The organism is Exiguobacterium sp. s191 (assembly GCF_018618955.1).
GTDB classification, from domain to species: Bacteria; Bacillota; Bacilli; order Exiguobacteriales; family Exiguobacteriaceae; genus Exiguobacterium_A; species Exiguobacterium_A abrahamii.
On sequence record NZ_JACSNC010000001.1, the window covers coordinates 1,989,041 to 2,014,988 of the forward strand.

At 49.7% G+C, this 25,948-nt stretch carries 28 protein-coding genes; 5 read left to right on the forward strand and 23 right to left on the reverse strand.

The genetic code is table 11. The features are described from left to right. Positions 1–18 precede the first annotated feature (18 nt). The 12 genes from KNQ09_RS10455 to KNQ09_RS10510 are packed head-to-tail and all read right to left on the reverse strand — an operon-like array spanning position 19 to position 13,536. Positions 19–789 (reverse strand): hypothetical protein, encoded by a 771-nt coding sequence (locus KNQ09_RS10455; protein WP_251138124.1) that lies wholly within the window; start codon positions 787–789, stop codon positions 19–21. After that, the gene (locus KNQ09_RS10460) at positions 786–1,937 is read right to left on the reverse strand and encodes an aminotransferase class I/II-fold pyridoxal phosphate-dependent enzyme (RefSeq protein WP_251138125.1); all 1,152 of its coding nucleotides are present in this window, start codon (positions 1,935–1,937) and stop codon (positions 786–788) included. The genes KNQ09_RS10455 and KNQ09_RS10460 overlap by 4 nt, the downstream gene beginning before the upstream one ends. Continuing rightward, a complete protein-coding gene (locus KNQ09_RS10465; protein WP_214858328.1) occupies positions 1,934–3,007 on the reverse strand; it encodes a lipid II:glycine glycyltransferase FemX in 1,074 nt (357 codons plus the stop codon). The genes KNQ09_RS10460 and KNQ09_RS10465 overlap by 4 nt, the downstream gene beginning before the upstream one ends. Then, positions 2,988–3,608 carry a sugar transferase gene (locus KNQ09_RS10470; protein ID WP_214858329.1) on the reverse strand — a complete coding sequence of 207 codons (621 nt, stop codon included), beginning with the start codon at positions 3,606–3,608 and terminating at the stop codon, positions 2,988–2,990. The genes KNQ09_RS10465 and KNQ09_RS10470 overlap by 20 nt, the downstream gene beginning before the upstream one ends. Positions 3,609–3,623: 15 nt before the next feature. After that, positions 3,624–4,733, reverse strand: a complete 1,110-nt coding sequence (locus tag KNQ09_RS10475) for a glycosyltransferase family 4 protein (RefSeq protein ID WP_064299325.1) — start codon at positions 4,731–4,733, stop codon at positions 3,624–3,626. Beyond that, a complete protein-coding gene (locus KNQ09_RS10480; RefSeq protein ID WP_050678148.1) occupies positions 4,721–6,064 on the reverse strand; it encodes a nucleotide sugar dehydrogenase in 1,344 nt (447 codons plus the stop codon). The genes KNQ09_RS10475 and KNQ09_RS10480 overlap by 13 nt, the downstream gene beginning before the upstream one ends. 12 nt (positions 6,065–6,076) lie before the next feature. Then, positions 6,077–7,426 carry a phenylacetate--CoA ligase family protein gene (locus KNQ09_RS10485; RefSeq protein WP_214858330.1) on the reverse strand — a complete coding sequence of 450 codons (1,350 nt, stop codon included), beginning with the start codon at positions 7,424–7,426 and terminating at the stop codon, positions 6,077–6,079. Continuing rightward, positions 7,416–8,450 carry an NAD-dependent epimerase gene (locus KNQ09_RS10490; protein ID WP_064299322.1) on the reverse strand — a complete coding sequence of 345 codons (1,035 nt, stop codon included), beginning with the start codon at positions 8,448–8,450 and terminating at the stop codon, positions 7,416–7,418. The genes KNQ09_RS10485 and KNQ09_RS10490 overlap by 11 nt, the downstream gene beginning before the upstream one ends. Further along, on the reverse strand, positions 8,440–9,726 hold the full coding sequence (locus KNQ09_RS10495) for a glycosyltransferase family 39 protein (protein WP_214858331.1): 1,287 nt from the start codon (positions 9,724–9,726) through the stop codon (positions 8,440–8,442). Before KNQ09_RS10495 ends, KNQ09_RS10490 begins: the two co-directional genes overlap by 11 nt. A gap of 12 nt (positions 9,727–9,738) precedes the next feature. Continuing rightward, the gene (locus KNQ09_RS10500) at positions 9,739–10,998 is read right to left on the reverse strand and encodes an oligosaccharide flippase family protein (RefSeq protein WP_214858332.1); all 1,260 of its coding nucleotides are present in this window, start codon (positions 10,996–10,998) and stop codon (positions 9,739–9,741) included. Positions 10,999–11,013: 15 nt separating this feature from the next. Then, positions 11,014–12,879, reverse strand: a complete 1,866-nt coding sequence (locus KNQ09_RS10505) for a polysaccharide biosynthesis protein (protein ID WP_214858333.1) — start codon at positions 12,877–12,879, stop codon at positions 11,014–11,016. A gap of 21 nt (positions 12,880–12,900) precedes the next feature. Next, positions 12,901–13,536: a YveK family protein gene (locus KNQ09_RS10510; RefSeq protein ID WP_231681773.1), complete on the reverse strand. Its 636-nt coding sequence runs from the start codon at positions 13,534–13,536 to the stop codon at positions 12,901–12,903. 338 nt (positions 13,537–13,874) lie between these two features. Between KNQ09_RS10510 and KNQ09_RS10515 the strand changes: the two genes are divergently transcribed. Then, entirely contained in the window at positions 13,875–15,143 is a 1,269-nt protein-coding gene (locus KNQ09_RS10515; RefSeq protein ID WP_214858334.1) for an O-antigen ligase family protein, read from the forward strand. Between the two features lie 28 nt (positions 15,144–15,171). Then, positions 15,172–15,930 (forward strand): homing endonuclease associated repeat-containing protein, encoded by a 759-nt coding sequence (locus tag KNQ09_RS10520; RefSeq protein ID WP_029342637.1) that lies wholly within the window; start codon positions 15,172–15,174, stop codon positions 15,928–15,930. Between the two features lie 64 nt (positions 15,931–15,994). Here KNQ09_RS10520 and KNQ09_RS10525 read toward each other — a convergent pair whose 3' ends face one another. Both KNQ09_RS10525 and KNQ09_RS10530 read right to left on the reverse strand, forming a co-directional pair. After that, positions 15,995–16,990 (reverse strand): ATP-grasp domain-containing protein, encoded by a 996-nt coding sequence (locus tag KNQ09_RS10525; RefSeq protein WP_214858336.1) that lies wholly within the window; start codon positions 16,988–16,990, stop codon positions 15,995–15,997. 16 nt (positions 16,991–17,006) lie between these two features. Then, positions 17,007–17,531, reverse strand: a complete 525-nt coding sequence (locus KNQ09_RS10530; protein WP_050678156.1) for a VanZ family protein — start codon at positions 17,529–17,531, stop codon at positions 17,007–17,009. Positions 17,532–17,739: 208 nt separating this feature from the next. Between KNQ09_RS10530 and KNQ09_RS10535 the strand changes: the two genes are divergently transcribed. Next, positions 17,740–18,159, forward strand: coding sequence for a helix-turn-helix domain-containing protein (locus KNQ09_RS10535; RefSeq protein WP_133207765.1), 420 nt, complete (start codon positions 17,740–17,742; stop codon positions 18,157–18,159). Positions 18,160–18,196: 37 nt separating this feature from the next. On the opposite strand, the gene KNQ09_RS10540 is transcribed toward KNQ09_RS10535, so the two are convergent. The 4 genes from KNQ09_RS10540 to KNQ09_RS10555 form a co-directional block, all read right to left on the reverse strand. Further along, positions 18,197–18,508: a hypothetical protein gene (locus tag KNQ09_RS10540; protein WP_133207766.1), complete on the reverse strand. Its 312-nt coding sequence runs from the start codon at positions 18,506–18,508 to the stop codon at positions 18,197–18,199. Between the two features lie 141 nt (positions 18,509–18,649). Beyond that, the gene (locus KNQ09_RS10545) at positions 18,650–19,387 is read right to left on the reverse strand and encodes a class I SAM-dependent methyltransferase (RefSeq protein WP_251133278.1); all 738 of its coding nucleotides are present in this window, start codon (positions 19,385–19,387) and stop codon (positions 18,650–18,652) included. Further along, complete coding sequence (locus KNQ09_RS10550) at positions 19,380–20,585, reverse strand: hypothetical protein (RefSeq protein ID WP_214858337.1); 1,206 nt, start codon at positions 20,583–20,585, stop codon at positions 19,380–19,382. Before KNQ09_RS10550 ends, KNQ09_RS10545 begins: the two co-directional genes overlap by 8 nt. A 76-nt stretch (positions 20,586–20,661) precedes the next feature. Beyond that, a complete protein-coding gene (locus tag KNQ09_RS10555) occupies positions 20,662–20,808 on the reverse strand; it encodes a hypothetical protein (protein WP_214858338.1) in 147 nt (48 codons plus the stop codon). A gap of 147 nt (positions 20,809–20,955) precedes the next feature. Between KNQ09_RS10555 and KNQ09_RS10560 the strand changes: the two genes are divergently transcribed. Beyond that, the gene (locus tag KNQ09_RS10560; protein ID WP_214858339.1) at positions 20,956–21,843 is read left to right on the forward strand and encodes a helix-turn-helix domain-containing protein; all 888 of its coding nucleotides are present in this window, start codon (positions 20,956–20,958) and stop codon (positions 21,841–21,843) included. A gap of 15 nt (positions 21,844–21,858) precedes the next feature. Here the strand turns inward: KNQ09_RS10560 and KNQ09_RS10565 are convergent, their stop codons facing one another. Together KNQ09_RS10565 and KNQ09_RS10570 are read right to left on the reverse strand one after the other, a co-directional pair. After that, positions 21,859–22,200, reverse strand: a complete 342-nt coding sequence (locus KNQ09_RS10565; RefSeq protein ID WP_214858340.1) for a hypothetical protein — start codon at positions 22,198–22,200, stop codon at positions 21,859–21,861. A 292-nt stretch (positions 22,201–22,492) separates the two neighbouring features. Then, the gene (locus tag KNQ09_RS10570) at positions 22,493–22,666 is read right to left on the reverse strand and encodes a hypothetical protein (RefSeq protein WP_023469413.1); all 174 of its coding nucleotides are present in this window, start codon (positions 22,664–22,666) and stop codon (positions 22,493–22,495) included. 79 nt (positions 22,667–22,745) lie between these two features. On the opposite strand from KNQ09_RS10570, the gene KNQ09_RS10575 reads away from it, so the two are divergent. Beyond that, on the forward strand, positions 22,746–23,327 hold the full coding sequence (locus tag KNQ09_RS10575; protein ID WP_214858341.1) for an LOG family protein: 582 nt from the start codon (positions 22,746–22,748) through the stop codon (positions 23,325–23,327). Between the two features lie 149 nt (positions 23,328–23,476). Here KNQ09_RS10575 and KNQ09_RS10580 read toward each other — a convergent pair whose 3' ends face one another. From KNQ09_RS10580 to KNQ09_RS17545, 3 genes are all read right to left on the reverse strand, one after another. Continuing rightward, positions 23,477–24,430: an ABC transporter ATP-binding protein gene (locus KNQ09_RS10580; protein ID WP_058705433.1), complete on the reverse strand. Its 954-nt coding sequence runs from the start codon at positions 24,428–24,430 to the stop codon at positions 23,477–23,479. A gap of 15 nt (positions 24,431–24,445) precedes the next feature. Then, positions 24,446–25,243 carry an ABC transporter permease gene (locus KNQ09_RS10585; protein ID WP_230088492.1) on the reverse strand — a complete coding sequence of 266 codons (798 nt, stop codon included), beginning with the start codon at positions 25,241–25,243 and terminating at the stop codon, positions 24,446–24,448. A gap of 337 nt (positions 25,244–25,580) precedes the next feature. Beyond that, positions 25,581–25,703: a hypothetical protein gene (locus tag KNQ09_RS17545; RefSeq protein WP_262415762.1), complete on the reverse strand. Its 123-nt coding sequence runs from the start codon at positions 25,701–25,703 to the stop codon at positions 25,581–25,583. Positions 25,704–25,948 lie beyond the last annotated feature (245 nt).

A 25,948-nucleotide genomic window follows, 5' to 3' on the forward strand; every position in this document is an offset into this window, starting at 1 on the left:
CTTTTCTTCGATCTGAATTCAGGACGGTCGTTGTGCTTCAAGTACGAGCAACGCATTGCGCCAGCTACCGAACAAGGCGGTGATGACACCGATGCTGGGTGCATCACGACCGATGCTGAACCGTTGGTAACTTGCGATCGTCAGATTTTCCGTTTCTTGCGCGGCTGTAGCAAGTACGTCGAGTACTTCCTCTTCTCGCCAGCGTTTCCGCGGGAATTCGATGCCGATGATTTCAAGGGCGTTTGACCAAGAGCCGTACCGGCGGGCAATCGTTGCGACGGTCGGACGATTTTGACCAGCCGCCCACTTCGTGTAGGTCTGGCTCGTCAAGACCGGCAAGGCACCTTGCGCTTCAAGTAATGACTCGATGATCCGTTGTTCCATTTCCTGGACGCGTTCCTTCAAGATATCTGCTTCTGACAATGCCTGCTGCCACGAGTTGAATTGATGGACGATATCCGTCAGGCTAGGTGCTTGCTTTTGCTGCGCCCATTCGCGGTACGTCGCGCTCGTAAAAGGATTGAGTTCCTCCCGTGCCTGACGCAAAGCATCAATGATTTCCGACTTCGTGAACGTCAAGCGGGCATGTCCGATGCCAGCTCGTTCCAAGGCGATTTGCCACGACCCAAACAGCATCAGGATTTCCGCGACGCTTGGATGAGTGGTGTTTAGTTGCCAGCGGAAATAGGTATTAGCCGTCAATTCATTTTTCCCGTTCGCAGCGAGACGGAGTGCGTGGATCGCTTCCTCCATATCGCGCATGACGATGTCCCCTTCCCATATATTCATGACTGGACGTTCCGGCGTACGGTCGTCTGCAAGGCGTGACGAACGTTTCGGATGACGACGGCTTGTTCGGTGAACGTCATTTGTGAAGCAGACGGGAGGCAGATCCCGTCTTCAAACAGGCGACGGCTGATATCATCCCCTTCTGCTGTGACGAATGGTACATCGCGATAGACGGGCTGTAAGTGCATCGGTTTCCAAACCGGACGGGACTCGGCATTCGCCTGTTGTAGCGTCTGAATCATCGCGTCGCGTTGCACTTGACCACCTGGTAAGAGGAAAGCACTGAGCCAACGGTTGGCGAATGTTCCGGTCTGCTCGACTTGCGACATGACGCCGTCCGGTGCAAAGGCACGATCGTAACGATCAAAGATTTTCCGCCGCGCATCGACGCGTTGATCGATTACTTCGAGCTGTCCGCGTCCAATCCCAGCAGCGACGTTGCTCATCCGGTAGTTGTAGCCGACTTCCGTATGCTCGTAATGGAGGACCGGTTGTCGTGCCTGTGTTCCAAGATAGAAGGCGCGTTCGATCAAGGCTGGATCATGTGCGACGAGCATTCCGCCGCCTGACGTCGTGATGATCTTATTGCCGTTGAATGAGTAGATCCCGAACGTCCCGAACGTCCCCGTCATCCGTCCGTTGACGCGTGTCCCGAGTGACTCTGCCGCGTCTTCGATCAACGGAACATCGTACTCTTCACAGAGCGCAGCGATTTCCTCGATTTGCGCTGCAACGCCGTACAGATGAACGACGATGACGGCTTTCGGAAGTCGCCCCCGTGTTGCCGCTTGGATCAACGCGCGTCGGAGTGCGACGGGTGACATGTTCCACGTCTCCTCTTCCGAATCGATCAGGACGGGACGGGCACCGACGTAGCGAATCGGATTCGTCGAAGCGATGAACGTCAAGGACTGACAGAAGACGTCATCCCCCGTCGTGACACCAAGCGTCGCGAGTGCCAAGTGAATGGCTGCCGTACCACTGCTCGTCGCAAGCGCTGCGCGAGCTCCCGTGTAGGCGCGCATCTCTCGTTCGAAGGCGTCGACGTTTGGTCCAAGCGGTGCGACCCAGTTCGTCTCGAGTGCTTCCGTGACGTAACGTGCTTCTCGGCCACTTAAGTGCGGGATGGAGAGCGGGATGTGTTTCATGATGTTTCCTCCCTTCGAGGTGACAGCTGACGGAGCGGCGTCCGGTAGATCGGGAACCATTGTCCTGTCTCGACTTCCGGATGTTGTCGTTTCATTTGTTGTGCGAGTCGGTCATAAATCGTCGGATCAAGAATCGATGTCCCGAGTCCGAAAAACGTTCGATTCGCTTCACCAAAAGATCGTTTGTAGGCGAGCAAGCTATCCTCATCGGATCGTGTCGTTCCGCCACCGAGATGTAGCGCTTGAAGACCAGCTTGTTTTGCCCAGCGAATCATCTCCGCGAATAATAGGTGATTCGGGCGAAGCGACAAGTATGCAGGATCTGAAGCACCGAGATGATAATGTGCGAACTGGCGACCTGTCAAGACGATGCATCCAGCGATGATCCGTCCCTCTTGTTCGGCAAGCAACAGGACATTTTTGATCCGTCCTTCGGCGAAGTGATTGAAGTAGGTCTGATCAAAGTAATACCGCGCATCGGCTTGGTGTTTATCCATCGTCATCTGGTAGAGACGGGCGAAGTCGCGGTACTCTTCCGGACGTCCGAGGCGAATCGTGACCCCTTCGCGGCGTGCCTTCCGGATGTTGCGGCGTGTCATTTGCGAGAATCCACCTTCGATCGTCTCGAACGGATTCGTCAGCTCAAGTGTCACGGTCGGCTGCAAGATATCCGTTTGACGGCACCAGTGTTGACCAAGTTCCTGATTGTGTAGCAAGGGGTGGAAACGAACCGTCTCGGTGACGATGCCGGTCTCGTGGCAGTATTGTTCGAATCGCGCGCGGGCTTCGCGAATCTGATCGAGTGACCAGATACCCGTGAAATAAGGACCACCGTAGCCGTATGGCGTCGTGATGTCTTCAAAGAGTGTTCCTGGAATTGGTCGCCGCAAGTACGGATAGATCAATGTCCCGAACTCCGTCGGATAATAAAATAATTCAGGAATCTCGTCGTGTTCCTTCGCAAGTTCGAAGTAAGCATGTTCGTAGTAACAGTCAAGTTGATAGGTTGCGACGAGCGCGTCCCATTCTCGTGGATCTCGAATCAATCGTTCATCGCTTAGCGACATCATGCGGAACACCTCCGTCGAGACCCTTGAACTCACCCATGCCGGTCTGGTGAGCCGTCGAGTTCCCTTCTGACGAGATGACCATCTTGAACGTCTTAAGCAGGATGTAGAGATCCAGTCGGAACGTATGGTTCGCCGCATACCATTGATCTTGTTCGAGGCGTTGTTGCCACGTCGTTGCGTTGCGACCGTGAATCTGTGCCCAGCCTGTCAGACCAGGCAAGACGTCGTGACGTGTCATCTGCTCCTTCGTATAGTGGTTCAAGTAGCTGACGAGCAAGGGACGCGGTCCGACGAAACTCATCTGTCCGCGGAGGATATTAACGAACTGCGGAATCTCATCAAGGCTTAAGCGACGGATCCACTCGAGCGATGCTGGAATCCGGTCCGCATCCGGAAGGAGATTCCCCTCGGCATCCGTTTCATTCGTCATCGTGCGGAATTTATAGATTTTGAACAGCTCGCCCTTATAGCCAGGGCGGACTTGATTGAAGAAGATCGGTCGTCCGAGCTTCGTGTAAATGACTAAAGCGACGACGGCATAAACAGGAAGTAGAATGAGGATGGAGATAAGACTAACCGTGAAGTCGAATAGGCGTTTCATGATGACGTCCTCCTTTTACATAGCTGAAAAGAGATCAAGTTGTCGTTTGATGACGTCGGCTTCGTTGAAATGTTTCATGGCACGGTCAAATCCATTCCGTCCCATCTCGTTGGCACGGTCCGGGTGTTCGACAAGTGTGTTCATTCGTTTAGCAAGTTTTGCGATGTCGCGGACTTCGACGAGATATCCCGTTTTCCCCTCGACGACCTCTTCGCGGCAGCCGCGGATATTTGTTGCAATGACGGGCTTTGCGCTCGCCATCGCTTCAATGATTGATCGTGGAACGCCTTCGCGATGCGACGGTAAGACGAAGGCATCGACTTGTTGGAACAAGCTCGGTACATCTTCGACGAATCCGAGGTAATCGACGTTTGGAATCTCACGAATCCGTCGTAAGAAGAGATGCTTCGTCGTCTGATCGCGCTCGCTTGCCATCATCTCACCGGCAATGACGAGACGGGCTTCCGGATGACGATAGACGACATCCTCGAACGCATCGAGCAGTTCGAGAATCCCCTTCTCTTCGACGATCCGACCGATGAACAAGAACGTAAACGGTGCGCCTGCTTCACGCGGGCGTGGATAGAAGCGCGTTAAGTCGATGCCATTTCCAAGGTGCATTAGACGCGTATTTGCTTTGAAGCGTTTGCGCTGGGCGAGTTGATAATCTTCCTCGCTTTGAAGGAGCAGATAATCGGTTGCGAAACGCGCCAGCCACTTCTCGACGGAGTATGTCAGCTGATACGTCATCCGCCCCATCTTCTCGTGGAAGTAAAAGCCGTGTGCCGTATAGACGATATGCTTCGTTCCGGCCCGCTTCGCGGCAACGCGTCCGAGGGCGGCTGCGACCGGTGTGTGGACATGGACGGCGTCGTAGCCGTCCTCCTTCAAGATTCGTGTGATTTCACGGATCGTCCGCCAGTTACTTGTCCAGTCGATCCGGCGCTCGATCGGAATGTCATGCATCCGAAAGCCTTTCGCTGCGAGTTTTGCTGAGGCACCGGTGTCGGCACAAGCGATACCGACGTCGTGCCCAGCGTTTTGTAAAGCGAGTAAGAGTGGCTGCAACATCGTCTCTGCCGTCGTATCGAGAGCACAGACTTGAAGAATCTTTAGAGGCGCCATACGTGGACCCCCTCTGGCTGTTCTGACCGTGGCAACATCCCTTTGATGTCGACGACGATGCCGCGTCCGACTTTGAGTAGATGTTGTGCTAGATTCCAACCACCTTCGACATATTCTTCGTGCGAGACGGCGAAGATGACGACGTCCGCCGGTTTAAGTTCGCTCATTTCGAGCAAGTCGATGCCATACTCACGTTTCGCCTCACTCTTTTCGACGAGTCGGTCCGTTACTTGAACGTCGATGCCAAACTCTTCGATTTCGCGGACAAGGTTCGCGACTTTCGAGTTGCGGATGTCGCTGACGTTCTCCTTGAACGATAAGCCGAGGATCGTGACGCGAGCGCCGAGGACCGGCATGTTTTGTTTAATCAAGTTCTTGACGAGCGCTGTTGCGATGAAGCGTCCCATCGTATCGTTGATCCGGCGTCCTGCAAGGATGACTTCCGGATGATAGCCGAGTGACTCGGCTTTCATCGTCAGATAGAATGGATCGACGCCGATACAGTGACCACCGACGAGACCTGGACGGAACGGAAGGAAGTTCCATTTCGTTCCGGCTGCTTCGAGAACCTCGAGTGTATCGATGTCCATCCGATCGAAGATGATTGCTAGTTCGTTCATCAAGGCGATGTTGAGATCGCGTTGTGTGTTTTCGATGATTTTTGCCGCTTCCGCGACCTTGATCGACGACGCACGGTGGACTCCGGCTTCAACGACCGCTTCGTAGACTTCAGCGACGATGTCGAGTGTTTGTTCATCCTGGGCAGATACGATTTTTTTGATCGTCTTGAACGTGTGCTCATGGTCGCCCGGGTTGATCCGTTCCGGTGAGTAGCCGACGAAGAAGTCGACGCCAGCGCGTAAGCCGGATGCTTCTTCAAGAACGGGGATGCAATCTTCTTCCGTCGCTCCCGGGTAGACCGTCGACTCGTAGACGACGATGTCGCCTTTATTGAGCTGGCGACCAACAAGATGTGAGGCCCGTAAGAGTGGCGTTAAGTCCGGCTGGTTCTGCGCATTGATCGGTGTTGGAACGGCGATGATGATGAAGTCGCTTGCTTGCAGTGCTGCTGGATCAGAGACGTAATCGACGGTTGCGTTCTTCAACGTAAACGGACTCAGTTCGAGTGTTGCGTCGATGCCTTCTTGCAGCTCTTGGATTCGTTGTTCCTTGATGTCAAAGCCGATCACGCCTGTTTTTTCACCGAACGCGACGGCGACGGGAAGTCCGACATACCCGAGTCCGACGACGGCAATCGAACGGTTGGCAATGGGAAGTGCACCGGTATGGGCTGCTGTCGTATCTACGATGTGTTTGACTGCCTTGTTCATGGTGGGTTCCTCCTATTTCATCGACTGTTTGACGATCAACGTTTTTCCGTTCGGTTCTTGTTTGACTTGTTCGACCGGCTCGAGAACGATCTTCATCCCGGAGCCGAGCAACTTACGCATCTCGTTCAAGAGGATCTGTTCGTGTTTCGGATGGAAGCGTTTGGCGTCTGGAATATAGCGAAGTGTCACGTGATTCAACGCGTGCTGCTCGACTTGAAGTCTCAAGACTGAGTTCGGTAGTTCGCGGGCAATCGTCGTGATGTCCCCTTCGAACACTTTGCCCCGCTTTTCGCTGACGATGTAACTCGTTCCCCGACCATCGATCGAAGCGATGACCGGTCCGTTTAGTCCACAACTACATGTCTCGTCACTCAGTGTCATCCGGTCACCGATCCGGTAACGAATCAGTGGCGTGCCGCGTGTCGTAAAACACGTGACGACGACTTCGCCGTCCTCTCCATACGGTTCGATGATGCCCGTCTCATGATGCAGATGAAGTTTTCGATGACTGCATTCTGAAATGATCGGTGCGCCTTCCGATGAACCGTATTGATCAAAGACCGGTGCGTTGAAGGCTTCCTCGAGAACCGAGCGCATCTCCTCCGTCACCGTTTCCGAAGTCGGGAAGATGGCGATCAGTGGAATATCCAGTCGAATGTGATGCTTTAGCATATAGCGTGCGATTTCGACCATCGCCGTCGGTGTGCCGTCGAGCGCTCTTGGCTGAAAGCGATTCAGCTCCTCGATATAAGCTGGGAAGTTTTCTTCCTTCATGTGAAAGATGGAGACGAGCAACTGATTGAGTGGTCGGTTCATCCGCCAGAAGATTGGTTTCTTTTGATCGACGGCTGTCAGTGTCCGACCGGTGAAGCTCGCTCTGCGCATCCCGGCATGGAAGCCATGACGTTCCTTGAAGTAGTCGAGATGAGCCATTCGTTCCTGGACGTCCTCGCGCATGAACGCGACTTGGAGCGACTTTCCGCTCGTTCCGCCCGTTCGCCCTCGGACCGGCGCATCGACGCGGGACATGAATGCATCGTTATTTTGGCGGAGCGTCTCTTTTTCAAGGATCGGGATTGTCTTCAACTGCTCGAGTGACGTCAACGGTAACTGGATGTCATGTTCGTAAAAGAGTTGTGTGTAGTATGGTGTATGCGTCACGACGAAAGCGAGAAAGGCATTCAGGCGATCGAGTTGTTCCGCTTTATAATCCTGCGTCCGATCCTTCATCCGAAGTTCCTTCATCTTCTGTTCATAGAAGGGACCGTATCGTTCTTGCATTAACTTGCGACCATATAACGATGTCAGCCAATTTTGGATGAAGATCGGAGAGCGGTAGTAGAATTCCTCCTTAAGCGCCATCTTGGATTTCCCCCTTCAGCAAGTAGTGACTCTCATACCAGTCGATGAATGCGTTGACACCGGCTTCGACCGTCGTCTGTGGACGGTAGCCGATCGTCTCGAACAGTGAGGAGACGTCAGCAAAGCTTTCTGGAACGTCGCCTGGCTGTAACGGCATCCCGTTCTTGATCGCGGTCTTACCGAGGCGTCGTTCAATCAAGGCGACGAATTCATTTAAGCGAATCGGGCTGTGACTGCCGATGTTGTAGACACGATACGGAACGTTGCTGCGATCCGGTAAGGGATTCGAGGCATCGAACGCTTCGTCGACTTCCGGTTCAGTCTGGAACAGGCGATAGATGCTTTCGATGATGTCGTCGACGTAAGTGAAGTCCCGTCCCATCTCACCATAGTTGTAGAGATCAATCGGTTCGCCCTTCGCAATTGCCTCCGTGAACTTGAACAATGCCATATCCGGACGCCCCCACGGACCGTAGACGCTGAAGAAACGAAGACCTGTCGTCTTGATCCCGTAAAGGCTACTGTAGGTGTGTGCCATCAGTTCATTCGCTTTCTTTGAAGCGGCGTAAAGACTTAGCGGATGATCGACGGCATCCGTCGTCGCGAACGGCATCTTCGTATTCGATCCGTAGACGGAACTGGAGGAAGCGTAAATCAGTTGTTCGACTGGGTAATGCCGACACGCTTCTAGAATCGAGAGAAAGCCGACGATGTTTGACGTCATGTAGACGTCCGGTCGATCGATGCTGTACCGTACCCCTGCTTGTGCTGCCAGGTGGAGAACGAGATCGATCGATTCCTGTTCGAAAATCTGCGCGACAGCTGCCGTCTCTTCGAGTGAGACCCGGTAAAACGTGTAGTTCGTTCCGAGTTCAGCGAGCCGTGCTTCTTTTAACGTCGGGTCGTAATAGTCGTTCACTTCATCGAGTCCGATGACCCGGTAACCCTCCCGGATGAAACGACGTGCGGCGTGAAATCCAATGAAGCCTGCGATACCTGTAATTAAGATCGTTTTATTCGGCACGGTGTTCGACCTCCTCGAAGTAGTGGCGCGCTTGCCAGCGCATGTAGTGAACGGATGTGTAGACGATGAGTAACATCGGGAACAACTTATACCGGTGTCGGATGGCCGTTCCGACATTGCCGGTTCCAAGACCGAAGATGACGGCGTTAAGCGCAAAGAGAAGGAAAAAGAAGAAGAGGACGCTGCCGAACGGATGCTGACGGATCAGTTTAAAGGACCGGACGATCGCAAAACAGGCGATGAAGTAGAAGACGGCATCAAGGAAGAAAATCAGAATGTTCATGACGCTCGACCATTGCCACGGGAACGGTGAGAACAAGAAGTAAATCGTCCGAATCGGCGAGTAGAGAATCATGTCAGCTGGACCTGTCACCATCAATCCGTTCAGATAAGCGGAGCCGCCACGGTCGTAACTCATCCCGCTGAATAACTGTCCGTTTTCTGAGACGTGAGTGAACTTCGCGAACAAGACGTCCTGGAAGCTGTAGACGATGAAGCCGACGATCAGTACTTGAAAGATCAGTCGTTGCACCTTCGTCGGTTCAAAGTCCATTCGTCGTGTCTCATGGCTATAAAATGAGAAATAGACGAGTAAGACGATAATCCCGGCAGCAAGACCGGAGTGGAACATCGTACTGACGAAGTAGCCGAGATACGCGAGCGCCATATACCATCCGGACTTCTCTTCCGTCCAGCGCACCATGTAGTAAAGTGTGTAGACGATGCCAAGGGCGACGATCTGGTCACGCAAGAGAATCGGTGAGAGCAACAATCCTTGTGGGAAGAACGCGAAGATCAGTGTTGCTGCGAACACGTAGCGTTCCGGTAAGCGTAACCGTTGCAGCGTCTTCGCTAGGATGACGACAGCGACGACACCGAGGATGACGTTCAAGAACTGAGCGAGAATCCGTTCCGGACCGAACATCAGGTAGAAGATTCCGAGAAACTTGGAATAGGTGCCGCGAACGACATCATTGAAGGTCGACGGATTGGTGAAGATTTGGACACCTTCGAGGTGAAAGGCTTCCGTGTCGTCACCACTGTGCGGCGGTAAGCGGAACAGCTCGAGATCGATGAACATCAGGACCAGTCGGACGAAGAAAGCGGTGATGAAGACGAGAAAGAGTGGCGTCGTCTTTGCTTGACGGAGTAGATAATAGAGAAACAACACCGAGTTGATGAGCAGCAAGGCGGTCACGTAGGTGTCCGGGAAGAGCGACCGGGCGAATTGACAAACGAGCGCTTCGATGACGATGAGTAGTAGGATTGGTCGCATCTTCTTCCCTCCTTAGCTGCTTTGTTCGACGACGAGCGTGACGTCCCGTGGATATAAGGACCGATACAGTGCCGGTAAAAGTAGGACGATCTGAGTGACAGCGCAGAGGGTGTAAGCGATCGTCGCACCGTATAGACCATACAGCGGAATCAACAGGCTACAGGCGATCAGGTTGACGACGACACTGCCGAAGATCGAGATCGTCTGGATCCGGAACTGCTGGAAGCCGGTCAAGAGTGCTTGAATGACGGTCGAGTTGTAGAAAAAGAGTGAGGCGACCATCATCAAGACGAAAATCAGATGATATTGAACGAACGATGCGTTGTAGAAAATCGTCAAGCCCCACTTGCCGAAGAAGATCGCTCCGACAATCAACAGGATGCCGACGACGTTCGTCATCAGTAACATCGAACGGGTCAGCTTGCGCAGTTCCGGTAAACTTTGGCGTTCGCCCGTCTCAGACGAGAAGTTCGGTAGCAAGACGGCAATCAAGGAGTGGATGAACAGACTACCAAGTACGAGTAGATAGGCGATGCTGGCGTAATAACCGAGCTCTTCCGTTCCGATTGCGTGACCGACGAACAATCGTGGGATGTTTGCGTTCAAGGCGATCAGGAGAGCGACGAATCCGAGTGGCATCGCCTTAAGGAACAGCTCCTTACCTGATCGGTACCGTAAGTCGAGTGCTTGATTGTCAAAGCCGTGACCGACGCGGCGAATCGTCGGTAAGTCGTATGCGAGTAGCATGATCAAGTTTCCGGCGATCAAGGCGAGTACGAATCCATGAATCGAATGGGTCGTAAAGAGGACGAGTGCTGCGCCCGAGACGTTCAAGAGACTCCGGAAGATTTTCGAGACGGCGACTTCCTTGAAGGCAGTGTGTCCTTGCAGGAAACCATAAGCGAGATCAGCGAATGACTCCATGTATTTATTGAGGTAGACGAGCAGTGTCAGGAGTAAGATGTCCGCTTCACCGAAGAAATAATAGACACCAAGGAGGACGAACACACCTGCCGAGAGGAGTGAAAAACGAGTCTTGATGAAGAGCCAAAAGTTCGTCAGACCAGCCCGTTCTGCCGTCAGGATCGTACTGGCGTTCAGCCAACAGAACATGACGATCGGTGCGGTGATGGCAAGGGCGTAGTTGAAATAACCGATGTTGAGCGGTGTACTCCATTTGATCAGGAGCGTCAAAATCATCCATTGATGAAGCGAATACGCCGTATCGGCAATGAAGATGAGATTGAAGCGGGACAGCCGGGCCGTTTTCATCGTTCTCCCTCCTCTCTATTTGCGAGCGATCCGTATCGTCGGTGCGACCGGGTCGGCATCGGTTTCGTTCGTGACGTCTAACAAATACTGGCGGAGTACCTCGTCCTGTCCGAGTGCTTGGGCGATCTCACGCAAGTACGGGTCGACGGATCCGAAGGGACGTGTCTTACCGACAAGAATCTTGTCGAAGACGAGTTCGTCATGCACTTCATCGCGAGCGAGCAGTTCCTCGAAGAGTTTCTCGCCTTTTCGAATGCCGCTGTAGACGATTGGGATCTGCTCTTCCGTGAATCCACTCAAGTGAATCAAGTTCTTCGCTAGTGTCGTGATGTGGACCGGTTCACCCATATCGAGGACGAACACTTCGCCACCTTTCGCGAGGACACTCGCTTGGATGACGAGACGACTCGCTTCCGGGATCGTCATGAAGTAACGTGTCATCCGGGGATCGGTGATCGTAATCGGTCCTCCTTTCGCGATTTGTTCTTTGAAGAGTGGAATAACGGAACCGCGGCTCCCGAGGACGTTACCGAATCGGACGACAGCGAACGTCGTCTCGCTGTTACGCGCCATCTGCTGGATGACCATCTCGGCGATTCGTTTCGTCGCCCCCATCACACTCGTCGGATTGACGGCCTTATCGGTCGAAATCATGACGAAGCGTTTGACACCGGCTGCTTCCGCCGCTCGAGCGACGTTGCGTGTTCCATAGATGTTGTTCTTGACGGCTTCGCTTGGGTTATCCTCCATCAGCGGTACGTGCTTGTGGGCTGCCGCGTGATAGACGAGATCTGGTTCGAACCGTCGCATGACTTCAAGCATCCGGTCACTGTCCTGAACATCGGCGATGACGGATTCGAACTGGATGTCTCGACTGAGACACTCGAGCTCCCGGCGGATCAGGTAGATGCTGTTTTCGCCGTGTCCGAGAAGGATGAGCCGTTCAGGACGGAAGCGAATCAGTTGCCTGCAAATCTCGGAACCAATCGAACCACCAGCACCGGTGACGAGGACGGTCGCACTATGAACGCTTCGTTCGATTTCCGTAATATCGAGTTCGACCGGTTCTCGACCGAGTAAATCGGCGATTGAGACTTCACGGATTTGTTTGATCGAGACCTTTCCGGACGCCAGTTCGACGAGCATCGGTAACGTATGCGCTTCGACTTGGGTTTGTTTGATCCGGTTCAGCAATTCAACCCGCTGCGGATAAGGTAACGATGGGATTGCCAGGACGACCGCTTCAATTTTTTGTTCCTCGATGATGTATTCGAGTTGGTCGATTGCTCCGATGACGGGAACACCGTGAATCCGCATCCCGCGTAGTTCAAGCGAATCATCAAGTAAGCCAACGACGTTTAAGATGTGCGACTTCTTTTGCTTCAGTTCTTTTGTGATCATCTGACCGGAAGCACCGGCACCGATAATGAGTGTTCGTTTGCCGAGCGTCTTATTGTCAGGAACGAGTCTTAAGCTACGTCCACGAATCAACAGACGGACGAATAAGATTCCGTTCAAAACGAGACCGGTCTGCAAGAAGATTGCTCGTTCGACCGCAAAGTCGAACAACGCGTATTCAAGACCAAGTAAGACGAAACTGCTGGCGAGAACGACGACGAGGAGAACGGCGAGATCACGGAGGCTCGCGTAACGCCAGATGATTTGATAGAAGCGCATCCAGTGTGCAACGAACGTAAGGGCGACCCACTGGATGAGAGCGATTTCGAGTGCATCCTGCAACTCGAAGTTGACAGTGAGGTGGAGCGGATTAAAGAAGTAGAACGTAACGACAGTCGCGAGTGCGATGATTCCGGCGTCGATCAGGCGAAGGAGTCCGATCTTCAACTGCCGACGGTACGGGGTGAGCGGGGAATGCTGCATGACGGTGTCTCCTCTCCTCTCTCATGAATGACTGCGGGGAATCGCTTTCGGATAACTATCAGTGGATTCGCGTGTCGCTTCCTTTTTGCTTAACGAGCGAGAATAAACGATCAAGAGTCCGAGCATCAGACCAAGGACGCCACCGATGCCTGTATTCATCAGAATGTTCGGTGACACGGGTTTCGTTGGAATCCGTGCGCTCGAGAACACTTCCGTCTTACTCGTGTTGATCAGTTGCGGGAGATAATCCTGGAAGACTTCCGTCATCGTATTCGCCTGGATAGCTGCCTGCTCCGCCGAACGATCCGTTACGGATAAGGCGATGACTTGCGAATCGAGATTGCTCGAGACCGTCAGACGATCCGTCAAATCGAATAACCGCTTGTCGGTGACGTTCATCTTTTGGGCGACCTGATCGACGACCTCTGGGCTTCGTAGGATATCTTGATAGGTACTGACGAGTGTCGGCGTCGATGTCGCCTCTGCGTTCGCTTGAGGAACGACGAGGATGTAGGCTGTCGCCTCGTATGTCTTCGGGATGACATACGTGCTAAGCGCATATCCGGCTCCCGCAAAGAGAATCATGAAGAGTGCGAGTAACCACCAGCCGCGTCGGAGCGTCGTCAAATGATCTCCGAAGGTTTTTCTTTGATGCATCGAGCTCACTGTTGTTCACCTCTTTCTGACTTGACCGAATGGATGGACATTGGTTATGTCTACACCTTATTTCCAATCGGTTCCTAAAACAATTAGAGCTTGGTGGAAATGATTATATTTTTTTCGGTAGCTATCTCGCTTGCGTGACACTAGTTCACAGCATGAATTCATATCACGAAAAAAACGCGATTCACGAAAAAATGATCACGGTTTCCTTAATATTTTTTCATTTATCTGCATGATGTTTTGAAAGATAAGGGTAAATACCAATTTGATGATTAAAAAGTGCTTAAATCGGTAATAAGTCCTATATGAAGGGTGGATAGTCTTTAGAAATCATGTTAAAATCAGCCAATATACCCACATCGTTTGCCTTATCCATCCTAGTCGTTTGGATCATGCTCGATGCTTGGATTCGTCCCTTATCGTTTACGGACGAAGTGTTGCCGAAACAGTGGTCCCTTTGGTTGCTTCCCATCTATATCGTTCTGTTCAGCGTCTGTTGGTTCATCTTACGACCGTTCTATCGTGCCAATCGAGCGACTGGGCATCAAATTGCAATCATTTTTCTGATTTATCTGACATTTCATATCATTTTTTTCTTTTTTAACGCGAATACGGATCGTGTTCTCGCTTCGCTTTACCTCATCTCGACTTGGCTATTCGTTGGCATCGTCTCTTCGCTCTCGCGTACATCGATCGAACAATGGCAACGGCTTTTGTGTCACTTTCTTTATGGACAAACCGTCTTTCTCGCTTCCTATGCCCTCATCGTCTCATTTGGTTCAGAGTATATCCCGGTCGAAAACCTGCAATGGCTTCGGATCGGTCCCTTGTCGTTTCCACAATTGTACGTCGGGGAACAAGGCTCATTCCTTCGCCTCGCTGGTCTGATGAACAATCCGAATACGTTTGCAGCGTGGCTTGTTCCAGGCGGACTGTTTGCTTGGTTCTATCTACTCAAACAGTTCCCACGTCGGCAAAGCTTTCTACATGCTGTTCTCCTCCTTCTCATCACCATCGCCCTACTTCGAAGTGGTTCGCAGACAGGAATCTATTCTTTTCTCCTCCTTGCTCTCTTGACGAGTATTCGAATGGTTGAAGGAACGAGACGCAGGATGCAGGTGACAGCATGTTACGTAACGGGAAGCTTGATTCTCCTAGCTGTCTTTGCGTTTCAAGGACTGCTTCCCCGTTTGCTCAGTCTCAACGGACGATTTACGCTTTGGCAAGCAGGATGGCGCGCTTCCACTGATTCGCTTTGGTTCGGACACGGGATCGGAAGTGCCCCACGCGGCCTGCAGGAACAACTGAACGAACAAGTTCTCTATACGTTCCACAGCACACCGATCACTTATCTTTATGAATTCGGACTCATTGGTTGTTTGCTGTACGGTGCAGTCTTTCTGTATCTGTTCTATCGACTGTTTCGGATTCAGACAACGGATCTCGCGTTTCTCGCCCTGTTGCTTGCTAGCTGGCTCGGATTGCTCCAATTTACGGAAAGCATTCTCGTCAGACCGAGTGGATTTTATTTCATTTGGCTCAGCCTTCTCGCTTATACGTCGCTTCGTCGACTTCCACCTCACGACAGTACCCACACCTAGAGCACCTACACGAAAGGGGTATGACATCATGAAGAAATGGACAGAACAACAAGTCATCGATAGCCTAATCGAAGCTAGTATCGAATATCCCGCTCTCGACGCAAAGACGTATGCACGTTGGTCGATTGGAAAAGATATTCCGTCGATCACGACGATCATCAATGTATTCGGCTCTTGGCGTGAAGCACTCCAAGCGGCCGGTCTCTCATCGATTCGTCCGTACTTTTCAGATGAAGAGATCCTTGCTTTCATCAAGGAAGCATCGACACGCTTACACCCTTTCCATAGCAACAGCTACCGGGAATGGGCAAAGGCGAAACATGGACCATCCTTGACATTGATCAACTTACGTTTCGGTTCTTGGTCACGTGCGCTCGAAGAAGCACAGATCGAGATGACACGTTCCATCTCGATGACGGAAGAACGCATCATCACAGCCTTACTCGAAGCTTCCGATGTCCTCCCCCGTCTGACGACACAGACGTATGCCATTTGGGCACAGGAAAATGGACATCCGACAGTCGCGACGATTGCCCGTAAATACGGTTCATGGGCAGATGCCCTCGCTTGCCTCGACATCGCACCGCCTCGCCGGAAATGGGTCGAAGAAGATGTCCTTGAAGCACTGCGGCAGGCGCAAGAAGAATTACCTTCCCTCAGTATCATTCATTACCGGAAATGGGCAGAAGGTCGCTCGGTTCCGAGTACCTCGACGATCAACGCCCTCTTCGGTAGCTGGACCTCCGCCGTGCAATGCCTCAAGCGTGCACGCGTCTCTCTTTCTTGATTCTGCTCTTCTACCTAAAAGGAGTGACCCGGTATCACTACCAGGTCACTCCTTTTTCGCGCGCTTATGGTTTTTTAATTTGCTCAAGCAGAGACGCAGGCAACAGCGTCACCGTATCGTGTTTCAATAAATAGATGTCTTCCGCATAAGCTCCGATGCGTCGGGAATTACGTTGTCCCTGCAGATTGTTTCGGATCGCTTTCGGAAAATTGACGCCGCATTCATAAGCATGTGGATATCCCCCACCGAATCGCGGATTGATCTCTGATAAGTAGAGCGTTCCGTCAACATCAAACAGGTCGAAATCAAGCGGACCGACAAGACCGGTTCCATGTAAAACGTGCTCGACCAGTTCAAAGACATCGTCGCGTTTGATGGAGCGACTCTTATCCGTTTCCCCTGCACGCATGACGAGTTTCTCCTTAATGAAGATATCCGTCACTTCATGCGTCAACCAGTCGACATAGACGTCAACACCGAGCTCCTGCCCTCTTAAGTATTCTTGAATCAATAAATCCGGATGAACAGCAAACAGTCCTTCAACGACTTCAAGAGAGGAGACCGCCTGGACATGGAGACTGGCACTCCCATTGCGTGGTTTGACGAAGACCGGGAACTGGACCTCCCCTTGCGCAAGTGCGCTCCGGAATGCTTCGAGCGTCACATATGTCCGCGCATGCGCAATCCCTTCCGCGACACAATACGTATACATTGCGTACTTGTCGAAACAGAGACGACAGGCATCCATCGGTGAGACGAGGACCGTGACACCGATTGCTTCAAACCGTTCCGTCGCCGCTGCGAGCAATTCCAGTTCAGGATCAATCAATGACAATAGCGCCGTCACCTGTTCGCGCTGACACACCTCTAGCAAATGATCGATATAATCCGGTGCATCGATGCGGGGAACGAGATGATGGCGTTCTGTCATATAGAGACCCGGTGCGAGTGAACTACAATCCGCAGTACTGACGTGACCGTCCGGCATCTCACGGACGAAATACTCGACTAGCTTCGTCCGGCGACCGACGCTCGTCATCAACAAATGGGAAGTCTTCATAGGGCAGTCTCCTTCGTTAAAAGTGATGCCTGTTCTTTTCGTGCTGGAAGGAAACACTTCCTGCTTGGCGTCGTACTTTTTTCCTATAGATGAGTAAATAACATCCGATTCCAATCAAGGCGCCAGTTCCATCGAGTAAGACGTCTTGGATGAGTCCCGTCCGGTCCCCTGTCAAGATTTGATGAAATTCATCAAAGACAGCGACCATGATCGCTAACGAATAGGCGAACAAGACGGCAAGTCCTGGTGTCAGACGACGACGTGTCAAATCAATCAATCCGATCCCTAATACGAGAAATGTCGAGACATGGGCAGCTTTTCGGATGAAAAACTCAATGAAGCCACTTCGTCCAAGGGCAGCGACACTAACTTCTCCATGATAGGAAAAGGAGATGAAACGCAGATGATCGACGAATCCTAACGGAATGAATCGCGATAACCCTGGTTTGATGGATTGCGCTTGATACGGCATCGAACTTGAGATGAAGAGGATCAATAGAACGGCAAGGACGACGTAGCCGGACCACGTGATTTTTTTCATGAAGACACTCCTTTTTTAATATCATTTTACAATAGCATAGACCCCAGAAAATTGGCGGATTCTTTCTAAAATTCAATTTCTAGTTTAACCCATTTCATTTTTTTAGTTTCCTTGAAAAACGATATTTTACATTTCACAGGTTTCTTTTATAATGAAAGTGGTTAATTAGTACTATACACGATGACCTGAAGAATAGGAGTGGAGTGCCATGAATCGTGCACTAGGTAAAAAAATCATGCAATTGCGCAAACAACACAAGTATACTCAAAAGTTTTTAGCTGAACGGTGTGGGGAAACAGCAACGGACATCTCCGCTTACGAACGTGGTCAGCGCATGCCCTCTCCTCAAGTCTTGGAACGATTGGCTCTTGCTTTAGACACGACGGTCATTGATCTCATCGATCCGAAGTATGTACAGCATCCTTCGTTGAATGAATTCATGCAACAAGCGCTTGAACCATCACAACCGCTTGATCTGAAACTCATTCTCGAAGACTTACTCGTTCACCTCAGTCTGTCAAAGGAAATTTATTTCGATGGACGCCTCGTCTCACCGAACGTGCGGGATGAGATGGCGACGTCGATTGATCAAGCGTTACAACGCGGACTTTCTTCCATCGAGGCGTAAAAAGGGATCAAAATCAGCTGATTTTGATCCCTTTTTCTTATTCTGTTTGGACGATATGGTCGATGTACAATTGTCCCTCTTCATATGTCGCTTCTAATAGTTGACGAAAAAACGCATTTTCACTTGTTTTCTCGGATACGAATACACGTGTATAGCGCTGGTGCGCCTGCGCGAGTACACTGAATTTCAGAGTACGGGTAGATGAAGAGAAGAACAATTGTCGACCGGGATGACCAAAGGCGTCCGTTGCTTTCGATTCTTCTAAGAAGTGAAAAGATTCGTCTGGAAACAAGGTCTCAATGAACGATAGACAACTTTGCTGAAAGGTACTTCCGCTCTGATTTTCCATGATGCGTCCGGCTCCTCTTTCTCATGATGTACTTCGAATCGTGAAAAGGAAACTACTGTATCCAATTACCCAGTCTTTAGACCTATTCAAACCAGTATATTACATATACTTTTCTTTTTATTATCACATTATATTTTATACTTATTGTTTTTCGAACTCCAGCACGAGTGTCGTCTTTCCTTCGTACAAAAATTGTCCACGATAGCGCGATAGCGTCGCAAATTCAAACAGCGTGTTCGGTTCATACAAATATTCGACCGCATAACTGATTTTTTCCTCATTCCCCGATTTGAGATAGGCGTTGAACAATAAACGTTCACCGTCGACTTGATAGCCATAGAACAGCAAAGTTTTTTGAAAACGTCGCGTCGCGATCGGATGAGCGATCGATTTTAGATGATCGACGCGATACAAGGACACGAGCAAGCGTCCACTCGGCCGCAGCAATTGACGGATGTTTCGAAAGAACAACAAAAGCTCTCCGCGCGTATAACGTAAAATCGTCGTTCCCGGTAAGATGATTCGATCAAAGTACTCCGGACCGACGACGTCCGTCACATCATGACTCCAGCCATAAATCTTATGCTGATACTTCTCCGCAATCTGTTTCGTCCGCGCAGCTTCCGGTTCGATCAGATAAAGATCATACCCTTCATCCGACAAGAGATTGAAGAGCGCCGGATCAAATGTTCCGTGAAACAGGATCCGCTCCCCTTTTCGTAAATAACGCCGATACAGCATCAGCTCATCGACTTCAGTTAACTGTTGCGCTTCCTGATACAGTTGACCGAATCGTTCATCCGCCTGAACATGATTCAGCACCTCGACGCGCGAGTAGCTCCCTTTACGCAAGAATGGACCAAATAAGACATCACCCATGATACATCAACTCCTTGTAGTGCTGAATCGCTTCTGCATAATCTGCGCCGAGTCGCTCCGGTAATATGTCGAACTGTTCTTTTTGATCCGCTTCGAGAATCCAGAGAAATGCTTCGTTCGTCTCAAATAGACGCAACGTCGTCCGGTCGAACGCAAAACAACCTTCCTCGTTTTGAATGCCGATCAACGTCAACGGTCCGATCCGCCCGGACGTCCGAGGCAATTCGAGATCAGAGTACGGTGTGATGAAACGACTCGTTCCTTGAAACGTTCCGGCAAGTTGATATAGCAGCGGAAACAGCTCCAGTTCAGTTTGTGATGCCAGCGCGTCAGGTTGAGGTTGCTGTTCTCGGAAAGACTCGATATCAACAGATAGGTCTGCGCTCAACTGAATCGTCTTCTGTCGATCGGCGTAAATTCCGTCCGCAAAGAAGAACAGTCGATGCGAGACGCGTAATCCACTTAACGTCGCATAATCGAGGATCCCCATCGATTGATCGTTTTGAATCCGTCCCGTTTGTTGCCAGTCCACTAATCGCTCTGCTAGCGCGTCACGCGATAAAACCGTTAGCTGCGAATCAAGCGAGGGAGAAAGACGATCGGAAAACGTCAACAGAATCGGTGTCCGACTCATCAGTTCGATGATCGGTAGATCGTGACGCATCGGATGATCAAAATAGATGACACTGTTGATCGTCATCGCCTGGAAATTGCTTGCCGGAATCTTCTCCAGTAATGAGCTGTCTTCGATGTAGACATGACGCAACGGTTGCGGATGATGTGGCACCGACGCTGGGTACACACCTGTCATCAATGAGAGAAGCGCATGATGGACAGCTGGAACGGATGCAGAAGCAGGCATGTCTTCCTGCGGTAAGAAGAGACCATTCAGGAAATCCGGTTGTCCAAACAGGACTTCTCCATTTGGACGAATCAAGTGGAACTGAACATGCAACATCTCGTGTTGCAAATACGCGACGAGTCGTAGTGTCCGTTCGCCTTCCCCTTGGAGAACGAAGACGTAATGCTCATACTCCTGAAAATCCATATAATCGAGTAAATCATGGAACGTATGTGTGTCGTAATCAAACGCGTCGAGCGAAATACGGTGCGTCTCACAAAACGTTTGCAGATCAAGCGATGGTAGAGAACGTTGCAGCCAGCCGTCTTGTTCCGATAAAAGCGATAATCCGATCATGTCCTCTCTCCTTTCTTATCAAATGATTGAAAAAAGGGCTTCATTCTAATAGCCGAATGAAGTCCTTTTGTGTGGATTAAGCCGATTTAACGTTTTCCTTAGGTTTCGTAGCAGTCCGGTCCATTTCCCGATGAGCGAGGGGGGCGACGGAGACGGTAGCAGGATTGAGACACCAAGCGCAAGAAGTCATGTTACGTCGCGTTTCTTTTAAGATGAGTGTCATGGGTGTACCCCTTTCTGAATCAAGTGAGATGGTCGTTGAAACATTGATACGAAATCAAGTAAATCAGTAGTATCTAGCCTTGTTCGCTTCTATAATAGAAGTTGATACCCTATACCAATTCAATCTCCACGAAAGGACGAGGAGCCGATGGATCAATTCATGTCACCGCAAATCGGCTTAGCATTACGCCGATTGCGGAAGAAACACAATCTGACACAAAAAGATTTAGCACACGGAATTTGCAGTCAAGCAGAGATCAGTAAGATCGAGAGTGGTACGCATTCGCCGACGGTCGAACTATTGTATGCTTTATCAAAGCGATTACAAGTACCCATAACAATGTTTCTTAATGAGAAAAGTTCATTAGAATCATTACGAATTGTTGATGACAAACTTTTAACAAAATTTCAAAACAACGAATACTCTGAAATTCAGGCTGTATCTAAAAAACAATTAAATTCCTTAGATCCTAATAGTGAACTAGCGACACTTTACTCTTATTACATGCATCTAAGTTCTTTTAGAATAGGTAATATCGATTACCGTACCTGTATTATCGAACTACAACGTTTGGCCGAGAAATGTGTCCAGTACTTTTATTCACCTAAAATGATTTTCCGCATAAAATCCGCTATTGCTACGATTTATTATGAAAAAAATCATTTTAACTATGGTTTAAAGGTCTATGAAGAGTTACTCACATTTAGTTACGATACAGACGAGATATTAGTAGAAAAAATTCGATTATTATACAATTTATCGAAAGTACTAGTAGAACTTAAACAAAATGAGAGGGCTCTAAAACATATCGATGATGGTATCTATCTCAGTATACGCTTCAAGGATATGTCATTACTCGGACAGCTTTATTATCAGAAAGCATATTTAATGGAATATGTTTCTCCTGAATCACAAGAAGTTACAGATTCATTCGTCAAGGCATATACTATATTCGATATTTTGGGAATGACTGAGTATAAAAATTTAGTAATTAAATTCCATAAAACGCATCTTACTCATTTTAGTATAGTTTAGTTGGATCAAACTGAGTTAAGCTTTGTCGAATACCAAGTATTCTGGCGGAAGATGTCCTGCTACATCCTTAACCGAGTATTCTGGTGGAAGATGTCCTGCTGCTACATCCTTAACTGAGTACTCTGGTGGAAGATGTCCTGCTGCCACATCCTTAACTGAGTACTCTGGTGGAAGATGTCCTGCTACATCCTTAACCGAGTATTCTGGTGGAAGATGTCCTGCTACATCCTTAACTGAGTACTCTGGTGGAAGATGTCCTGCGGTAATTTGTGAAGCATTGTTTGATACTGACACACCAAGTCCTAATACTAATAAAGCACTTGTGCTTGCTACGACTAATTTATTTTTCAAGTTCATCTAAATAACCTCCTATTATTTTTCGTATGGCTTCGTAACAACATCATATAACCTTAGACCCCCTCTGAATATTCGAATACGAATAATTATGGTATTTTACACATTATTTTCACTTTACATGACTTTTGACTCGAGTCATATGTCCTGATTCCTGTTTGTTTTTTACAAATCATCCGTCAATGTGTCGAACTTGTGTATGAAAATAGATTTTTTTGAATATTCCATCATAACGAAATTCCGTAACAGACAAAAAGAGAGCCCGTCCAACTCCTACGAGTCGAACGAGCTCTCTTTATTTTGAGGATTGTCGTAACGCGATGACGTAAAAGATACCGAGGACGACAATCACACCTAGTAGTATTGAACTAATCGTCGTTCGCGTTGACGTATCCGGCATCCATATCCCAAGTCCTAAATTGATTGCTGCGATAATTAAGACGAGCCAAACAATCGTACGTGGTCGCATATCGATCTCCTTTCTGGTCTACTCTGCCGTCCGATCACCGAATATGCTATGGTGAAGATAACGAAGGAGGTTCTGTTTCATGAATAGACTTGCTGTATTTTGTGGTTCCAAAGATGGTGCTAGCCCAGTCTTTCGCGAGGCCGCGGGTAAACTTGGTCAAGCGCTCGCCGCGCGCGGCATCGGACTCGTATACGGCGGCTCCCGCGTTGGAACGATGGGCGCTGTCGCGGACGCTACGCTTGCTGCTCAAGGTCAGGCAATCGGTGTCTTGCCTCATTTTCTACAAGAAAAGGAACTTGCCCACCCCGGACTGACTGAATTGCATCTCGTTCACTCGATGCACGAGCGGAAAGCGAAGATGTCAGAGCTTGCCGACGGATTCATCATTCTCCCTGGTGGTCCCGGTACGATGGAAGAGTTTTTTGAAGTCTTCACGTGGGCGCAACTCGGTCTACACGAAAAACCGTGCGGTGTACTCAATATCGAAGGATACTATGATCCCTTGATCGCTCTATTTGACACGATGGAACGTCAAGGATTCCTGATTCCGGAACACCGTGCGATGCTTATCGTCGAGTCAAATCCTGATCGTCTACTTGAACGCTTCGCGACGTATGAAGCTCCACACGTCAAAACCTATATGGATCGCTCACAAACCTGATGCAAACGGAGTCCTCGACTCCGTTTTTTTGTATGGATTCTCAGCTCTTCCGATTCTACTTCTCTCTCGTTACTCATTTTCTCTACACTGACGTAAGAATCCTACTTTACAGAACAAAAAAACCAGATGCGAATGCATCTGGTTTAACATTAAAAGAACTTCAAGATCGCGTCGCTGAGGTTCGTTAAAGACGGGGTCTCGTCAATGACCATCAAACTCCCTGCTGCGAGAACGATGAGACCAAGACCCGACAAAATCCAACCTGGGTGTTTGACCGTGTCCGCTGAATCTGCGTTTTCTTTACCAGACCGCGCATTCGCTGCTTGTTCTTTCAAGCGATCGCGACGGTATTGATGTTGTTCCTCTTTCGACCACTTCTTATATTCAGCGAGGAACTTCTTATACTCCGGCAAGACATCCTTCGTCGTTCCGTCGAGGCGGACTTGACCGTATTCGAGCCAGACGACCCGCTCACAGAAGCTCTTGATTTGCGAGAGCGAGTGACTGACGAAGATGATTGTCTTCCCTTCCTCCTTGAATTCGTTCATCTTATCGATACAACGGTTGTAGAAAGTTTGGTCCCCGACCGATAACGCTTCATCGACGATCAGGATGTCGGCGTCGACATTAACCGCGATCGCGAAGCCGAGGCGCGACTTCATCCCACTCGAGTACTTCTTAATTGGCTGATCGATAAAGTCACCGATATCCGCGAAATCGATGATGCCGGGCATCCGACGCTCGATTTCTGCGTCGTCCATCCCAAGCATGAGACACTTCAAGCGAATGTTCTCCCGCCCCGTCAGGACGTTCTTCAACCCTTGTGAGACGGCGATGATCGCAACTTCACCATTGATCGCGACGTCTCCTTCGTTTGCATAGATGATACCTGAAATCAAGTTCGATAACGTCGATTTACCGGATCCATTGATACCAACGAGTCCGACGACTTCTCCCGATCCAATCTCGAGCGAGACATCCCGTAGTGCAGTAAATGTTTTAACGCTCTTGCTTTGATTCTTGAACAAGAGCTTGAATTTTTCTTTCGTAGTCGTGACCATGTCGAAGCGTTTCGTGACATGGTCGAGTTTAATCATAGACATGGCGATTTCCTTCCCTTAGACGAGCTCAGTGAATGATTTACGGAACTTGATGTGCAAGAATGTTCCCGCTGTGAACAACAGAAGCGTCACACTCCAGAAATACAGACCGGTCGGCCACTCCTGCCAGACCCAATGCCCTCCGAGCAAGCTCGCCCGGTATCCCTCGACGAGATAAAAGACAGGGTTCAAACGAAGGACACCGTGTAAGAAGTCCGGGAACCGTTCAATGTTCCAGAGGATTGGTGTCATATAAAAGAGCATCCGCATCATCGATTGCAAGAAGAGCTGAATGTCCTTGACGAGTGTGATAAGTGTTGAAAAACAAAGTGAGAACGCATAGACGAAAATGTACGTCGCGATCATATAATACGGCAACTGGAGTAACTTCCATGTGATCGGGATACCGTTTGCGATGATGACGATGAAGACGATCAAGAGCATCGCAAAATGTTGATACATCCGCGATAAGATGACATACGATGGAATCGCGCTCATCGGGAAACGCATCTTCGTCACCATCGCGAGACGACTGTTGATCGAGTTTGATCCACGAAGTAACGCGTCATTGATGAAGAACCAGACGACGATCCCACAAAGGAGCCAGACGATGAATGGAATATCGCCATCCACGTTCTTATTTCCTTTAAGACCGACACCGAAGACGAACCAATAAATGAAGATTTGGAGACCCGGATTGAGGAGCTCCCATAAAAGACCAAGGCGTTGCTCTGCATGCGCTGATTTGATTTCATATCGCGCCAACCGGCGAATCAAGGGGAAATTCTCCACCTGTTCCCGGATGATACTTCTCATTTCTTTCAGCATAAGTGTAAGTTCCTTCCGATTCATGATACATGTATTTTATTTTCATATTCGTTGATTCCACTCAAAAAAAGACAGATGCCGTCCGCGATTGCTCAAACGAACGCTCTCTCCGCGTGAACGGGACCTTGCCCGGTCGATTCCGACTCGCCTCCTTTGTCCACTCATTCGTGCATGGCAGAAGCAATACTTCCTATATACACTTAATCAATTCTAGCTATCGTGAAAAAGCGTGTCAATGTATTGGACGAACCGACACCAAACTGTAGTTTTTCAGGCACGACAAAAACCGGCGGGTACACCACCGGTCATCTCCTAGTTTGTTTCCTTACGCATGATTAAAATGTGGAAACTCAATCGTCGTCGGTGGTGATGCGAGCCCCCATACGAGGAGGAGCGTGATCACACAAATAATGCCGACGAGGACACCGCCTCGAATCGTATCATTCATCCATCGTTGCCTCTTTTCATCCGAACTGTCTATATACTGATATCATACAATATTTAGCAATTCAGAACCACTAAAAAATCGACATTTAATGGGAATGTTTAACGATTGGTAATATTCTTTCGTTTCATTTTTATTTAAGACAAGATATAATGAAAGCGTTATCATTTATCTATGAAGACGAACGTTCGGATTCTAAAGCTTACGAGCAAACGACTTCCGTGGGTTGTCTTGTCGTCGGACCTAAG